The 3,810-nt window shown below is 63.1% G+C and carries 6 protein-coding genes and 1 pseudogene; 2 read left to right on the top strand and 5 right to left on the bottom strand.

Annotation, left to right across the window (positions count from 1 at the left end; genetic code table 11):
- Positions 1 to 378, top strand: a pseudogene (locus EOA22_RS26825) (cobyric acid synthase CobQ); the annotation flags it as partial.
- Between the two features lie 12 nt (positions 379 to 390).
- On the opposite strand, the gene EOA22_RS26820 reads toward EOA22_RS26825, so the two are convergent.
- From EOA22_RS26820 to EOA22_RS26805, 4 genes are all read right to left on the bottom strand, one after another.
- Entirely contained in the window at positions 391 to 810 is a 420-nt protein-coding gene (locus EOA22_RS26820) for a VOC family protein (RefSeq protein WP_063168185.1), read from the bottom strand.
- A 72-nt stretch (positions 811 to 882) separates the two neighbouring features.
- Positions 883 to 1,713: an AraC family transcriptional regulator gene (locus EOA22_RS26815; protein ID WP_063168184.1), complete on the bottom strand. Its 831-nt coding sequence runs from the start codon at positions 1,711 to 1,713 to the stop codon at positions 883 to 885.
- A 101-nt stretch (positions 1,714 to 1,814) separates the two neighbouring features.
- Positions 1,815 to 1,985: a hypothetical protein gene (locus tag EOA22_RS26810; protein WP_082826471.1), complete on the bottom strand. Its 171-nt coding sequence runs from the start codon at positions 1,983 to 1,985 to the stop codon at positions 1,815 to 1,817.
- A gap of 51 nt (positions 1,986 to 2,036) precedes the next feature.
- Positions 2,037 to 2,822: a TSUP family transporter gene (locus tag EOA22_RS26805; protein WP_013531213.1), complete on the bottom strand. Its 786-nt coding sequence runs from the start codon at positions 2,820 to 2,822 to the stop codon at positions 2,037 to 2,039.
- A 147-nt stretch (positions 2,823 to 2,969) separates the two neighbouring features.
- Here EOA22_RS26805 and EOA22_RS26800 point away from each other — a divergent pair, with 147 nt between their 5' ends.
- Positions 2,970 to 3,401, top strand: a complete 432-nt coding sequence (locus EOA22_RS26800) for a TerB family tellurite resistance protein (RefSeq protein ID WP_063168183.1) — start codon at positions 2,970 to 2,972, stop codon at positions 3,399 to 3,401.
- A gap of 21 nt (positions 3,402 to 3,422) precedes the next feature.
- Here EOA22_RS26800 and EOA22_RS26795 read toward each other — a convergent pair.
- The coding region (locus EOA22_RS26795; RefSeq protein ID WP_164755844.1) for an ABC transporter ATP-binding protein at positions 3,423 to 3,810 on the bottom strand (388 nt) is incomplete at its 5' end.

Below are 3,810 nucleotides of genomic sequence, written 5' to 3'. Positions count from 1 at the left end.
GACCTGCTCGACATCGAAGCGGTGATGGAGCCGGAAAAGACGGTGCGCAACGTCAGCGCCCGTTCGGTGCCGTTCGACCTGCCGCTCGAAGGCTATGAAATCCATCTCGGCCGCACCACCGGGCCGGATACGCTGAGGCCGTCTGCAGTCATCAATGGCATCGATGACGGGGCAGTGTCGGTCGATGGCAAGGTGATCGGCACCTATATGCACGGTCTGTTTGGCGCCGACGGCTTTCGCGGAAGATTCCTCGAAAGCCTCGGCATCAAGGGCGGCGGCATCGATTACCGAGCCGAGGTCGAGCGGGCGCTGGACGAGGTCGCAGCCGAGCTGGAGACCCATCTCGACTGCGACGCGATCTTTGCACTGGCGCGGTAATTCGCGGTTGGCTCAGCCCTTGTCGCCTGCCTTCGGCCAGTAGGTACCGAAGGACCAGACGTTGCCTTCCGGGTCGCGGCAGATGAACTCGCGGCTGCCATAGTCGCGGTTGGTCAATTCCTGGATGATCGTGGCGCCAGCCTTCCTGCCCTTGGCATAGGCGGCATCGGCATCATCGACGGCGATGTAGATCGACTTGCCGCCGCCTGAGCCGGGTTCGCCGACCATCTTGCCGTAGTCGTCGTCGCGCACGGTGCCCAGCATGATCATCGAGGAGCCGAAGACCAGTTCGGCATGGTGCACGACGTCGCCTTCGCCATAGCGGGCCCGGACGCTGAAGCCGAAGGCTTCGCCCAGCCAGTCGATCATCTTTGCCGCGTTCCTGTAGCGCAAGGCGGGGTAGAGGCGGGGCGCTTCGGTGGTGGTGGTCATGTCGATCTCCTTCAGTGGGGTTGGTCGATGCCCCACTGTGGGTAAAGGCCGTTCCGGCGTCTTGAAGAAATGTTACCTGGCCGAGATTCCGGTTGGTGTCTCGCCGGCGAGGTCGCGGAATTCGCGTACCAGATGCGCCTGGTCGGCATAGCCGCAATCGGCTGCGATATCGGCCCAGTCGACGGCCTGCTGCCTCGACAGGCCGAGCGCGCGGTTGAAGCGGACGATGCGCGACAGTGTCTTGGGGCCCATGCCGATGGCGTTGGAAAAACTGCCGGCGAGATGTTTGCGGCTCCAGCCCAGCCTTTCGGCGATCGATGCAATGCGGGTCCGGCCGCCGGATGTGATGATGCGGTCATAGGCCCAGGCGATTTCAAGTGGCGTCTCGGCGGCCTTCTCGAGACGGGCGGTGACGAAGGCTTCGGCCATGTCGAAACGCGTCGTCCAATCCGGCGCATTGCCCAGCCATTCACGCAGCGCCAAGCCCTGAGCGCCAAGCACGTCGTCGAGGACGACCATGCTGTCTGTCAGTTCGCTCATCGGCAGGCGGAAGAAACGGCGTGCGCCAAGCGGCGTGAAGTTGACCTGGACGCAGCAGGCGCCGCCGAAGGATTCGATCACCACCGGTCCGGCAAAGAGGCCGGCGGCGAAACTGGCGAAGCGGTCATTGTCGCCGGGCGCCTTGCCGAGGCCGATGGCGAAGGGTTCGGCGAAGCTGATGACCAGCGGTACGGTGAGCGACGCATATTCGACGTTGCGCATATGGCCGGGCGCCATTTCGCGATAGCCGCAAATGTCCGACACAATGCCCTGAAGTCGAGGATCGGGCAGGCGCCGGCGCATCTCAAACCGCCCGGCGACGGACCGGTCCTGCTCTTGCTGGGGTTGCATCTTGACTGGCATCGGCCATCCTCGCGCCAGTCAAATCTAACAGACCAAGGGCCGGAATCAAAAGCGCCCGGCTTTTGGCCGGGCGCTCCTCGTCCCCACTTCAAGGGAAATGGTCAGGCGCCGCGCATCAAGCAGCCGCCGGCAAGCACGATGAAAGCAATAAGCACGATCCACGCCGATGCGAGTGGAATGAATGAGAGAACGCCAAGCGCGGCGAGAACGCCGATGATGGCGATAACAACGGAGATGATAAAAACGATCTGGGTAGGTGCGCTAAGATTCATGTCTGCCTCTCCAACATGATTCGAACAGCGGCATCCTATCAGGGCGCGGGATCACACACCAATCAAGGCCCGCAGCGGGTTCGCCGGGTCAGCCAGCAGCTTCACAGCAAGCGCCAGGCATACGATCACCAGCAGCGGCTTGATCAGTCTTGCGCCGATGCGCATGGCCAGGCTGGCGCCGACGCGAGCGCCGAGGAACTGGGCGACGCCCATCATCAGACCGATCTTCCAGTAGACGACGCCGAAGGCCGCGAAGACGATGAAGCCGCCGATGTTGGAGGCGAAGTTGAGCAATTTGGTATGCGCCGTCGCCTTGAGCACGCCGTAGCCGGCAAGTGCCACGAAGGCCAGCATGTAAAAGGAGCCGGCGCCTGGCCCGAACAGGCCATCGTAGAAGCCGATGGCGGGCACCAAGGTCAATCCAAACAGGAACGGCGACAGGCGCTCGGCGCGGTCGACATCGTTCATGTTGGGCTTGAACGCGAAGTAGAGCGCGATGGCGATCAGCACGATGGGCAGGGCAGCCCGCAGTATGTCACCCGGCACGATCGTCGCCAGCAAGGCGCCGATGGCGCTGCCGACAAGGGCCAGAAGCGCCGACGGCAATTGCCGGCGCAGGTCGACATGACCCTTCGACGCGTAGTGGATGGTCGCCGAGCCCGAGCCGAACATGCCTTGCAGTTTGTTGGTGGCGAGCGCCTGGACCGGCGTGAAGCCGGCAAGCAGCAGCGCCGGCACTGTGATCAGCCCGCCGCCGCCGGCGATCGAATCGACAAAGCCCGCAGCAAAAGCGGCGAAAGCGAGCATGGCGACGGTCTGGATACTAAGGTCGATCATCTGATGTATGGAGGTGTCCGGCCGGCTGAAATATCGAGCGTTCGACCACGGCCGCCCTGTTTGCGCAAGATCGATTCCGCGCTACCTCTATCCCAGCGCATCGCGCCTGGATTGTGTTTGTGTAGTTAACCCGGAAAGAGGCTCCTGATGGCATTCGCATTGCTGGACCAGATACGTCAGATATTCGACGGCGACCCCGGCGTGCGCAAGGTGGCGGACGATCCGGTCCTGTCGGCGGAATTGCTGATGCTGTTTCGCATGATCCTGGCCGACGGGTCGGTCAGCGAGAGCGAAATGGTTGCCTTCCGGCGCATCTGCAAGGACGCCTTCGGCATTCAGGAAAGCAGCATCGACAGCGTCATCGAATATCTCAACGAGTTCGGCTACGAGACCAATGGCTCGCAGGCGATTGCACTGTTCCGCGATCTCGACGTCGAGCGGCGCCGGCAATTGGCCAAACATATGGCGGAGATCGCCAAGGCGGATTCGCAACTGGCCGAGAGCGAGATCCGCCTGCTGCGCCGCACGCTCGACCTGCTCGATATCAGCCCGGTCGATGTGGTCAAGACGCAGGAGTGATCGGGCCGCCTTCTCTCCTGATCAGCCTTGCTCCCGCAGCCGCTCCGCGATCGCCCGGTGCAAGTCAGGGGCGGCGGTGACAAGCGCCTTGGCAGCCTCGGACTGCGGGTGGTCGAGCACTTCGCTCGTCTTGCCGCGCTCGACGATCTTGCCGTCATGCATGACCAGCACCTCGTCCGTGATGGCGCGGGCCACGGTCAGGTCGTGGGTGATGAAGAGGTAGGCGATGCCGAGCTTCTGGTTGAGCTCTGCGAACAGATCGAGGATCTGGGCGCGGATCGAGACATCGAGCGCCGAGACCGGCTCGTCGGCAACGACCAGCTTGGGGCGGGTGATGATGGCGCGGGCGATCGACAGGCGCTGGCGCTGGCCGCCGGAAAATTCATGGGGGTATTTGTCCATGTCGCTG

The organism is Mesorhizobium sp. M7A.F.Ca.US.014.04.1.1 (assembly GCF_003998745.1).
In the GTDB taxonomy this organism is placed as follows: Bacteria; Pseudomonadota; Alphaproteobacteria; order Rhizobiales; family Rhizobiaceae; genus Mesorhizobium; species Mesorhizobium ciceri.
Note: the sequence above shows the minus strand (reverse complement) of the source record. Positions and strands in the feature narration are given on the sequence as shown.

Excerpts from the sequence above, each read along its gene's own strand:
- EOA22_RS26810 (WP_082826471.1), bottom strand. The coding sequence starts at position 1,985 with ATGAATCTTAGCGCACCTACCCAGATCGTTTTTATCATCTCCGTTGTT.
- EOA22_RS26805 (WP_013531213.1), bottom strand. The coding sequence starts at position 2,822 with ATGATCGACCTTAGTATCCAGACCGTCGCCATGCTCGCTTTCGCCGCT.
- EOA22_RS26800 (WP_063168183.1), top strand. The coding sequence starts at position 2,970 with ATGGCATTCGCATTGCTGGACCAGATACGTCAGATATTCGACGGCGAC.
- EOA22_RS26820 (WP_063168185.1), bottom strand. The coding sequence starts at position 810 with ATGACCACCACCACCGAAGCGCCCCGCCTCTACCCCGCCTTGCGCTAC.
- EOA22_RS26815 (WP_063168184.1), bottom strand. The coding sequence starts at position 1,713 with ATGCCAGTCAAGATGCAACCCCAGCAAGAGCAGGACCGGTCCGTCGCC.